The organism is Endozoicomonas sp. SESOKO3, from assembly GCF_024606255.1.
This window is the reverse complement of record NZ_JAHHPR010000605.1, coordinates 1-1,349: the sequence shown is the minus strand read 5'-3', so window position 1 is coordinate 1,349 and position 1,349 is coordinate 1. Positions and strand designations below refer to the sequence as shown.

At 50.5% G+C, this 1,349-nt stretch carries 1 protein-coding gene; it reads left to right on the top strand.

The window, feature by feature from the left end; all coding sequences use genetic code 11:
• A partial coding sequence (gene msbA, locus KDK18_RS10665; protein WP_257254882.1) for a lipid A export permease/ATP-binding protein MsbA occupies positions 1 to 1,347 on the top strand: 1,347 nt, incomplete at its 5' end.
• Between the last annotated feature and the right edge of the window lie 2 nt (positions 1,348 to 1,349).

Below are 1,349 nucleotides of genomic sequence, written 5' to 3'. Positions count from 1 at the left end.
GGCCTGACTGTTGTTTTCCTGTTCGGATATCTGATCCTGACTAACTGGAAGCTCACTCTGGTATTCATCGGTGTTGCACCCATCATTGCCTTAGTGGTCAGCACGGCCAGCAAACGCTTCCGTAAGCTGAGCTCCAGGATCCAAACCTCCATGGGCGATCTGACCCACGTCAGCTCCGAGTCGATCAATGGCTACCGGGTAGTCAGAGGCTTTGGTGGTGAGAGCTATGAAAGCCACCGTTTCTTTACTGCCAGTGATCGCAATACTCGCCAGGGTCTGAAAATGGTCAAGGCTTCCGCTGTCCATACACCTACCCTTCAGTTTCTGGTAAACAGCGCCCTCGCCATCCTGTTCTTCCTGGTGTTGTGGTTAAAAGGAGATGCAACCACAGCTTCTCTGGTGAGCTTTGTCACTGCCGCTGCACTGCTGCCAAAACCTATTCGTCAGCTGAGCGAAGTCAATGCCAATATCCAGAAAGGTATTGCCGCGGCAGAAAGCATTTTTGACATGGCTGACCAGCCATGTGAACCCGATAATGGCACCTTTGAGAAGAAAAGAGTTGAAGGCAAGCTGGAGTTTCGAAATCTGGTTTTCAACTATCAAAATGCCGACAAACCCGCTCTGAACAACATTAATCTCGTCGTTAATCCGGGTGAGACAATTGCCCTGGTGGGCCGCTCCGGATCAGGAAAAACCACCCTGGCCAACCTGATTCCCCGTTTCTATTCCCATGAGCAGGGTCAAATCCTGCTGGATGACACACCTATTGATGAATACGGTCTGAAAAACCTCCGTAGTCATATCGCTTTGGTGGACCAGAATGTCACTCTGTTTAATGATACCGTAGCTCGCAATATTGCCTATGGTGACCTGCGGGAAAAAGATGATGCTGACATCCATCTGGCTGCCGAAGCCGCCCATGCCAACGAATTCATCAAAAATATGGCTCAGGGCATGAATACGCTGGTCGGTGAAGATGGCGTGCTGCTCTCGGGTGGTCAGCGTCAACGTTTGGCGATAGCCAGGGCTATTCTGAAAGACGCTCCTGTTCTGATTCTCGACGAGGCGACTTCTGCCCTGGATACCGAATCCGAGCGTCATATTCAGGCGGCGCTGGATGAAGTCATGAAGAATCGAACAACACTGGTCATTGCACATCGGCTCTCCACCATTGAGAATGCAGACCGTATCGTTGTGATGGATAAAGGCGAAATTGTAGAGAGCGGCACCCATGCCGAACTGCTGGCCAAAAAAGGTCATTATGCCAAACTGCACCAGATGCAGTTTCAGGAAGAACAGGAAGAAGCCGTAGAGGTAACACCTCTGGCTTCTTCAAAGCCAGTATAAAA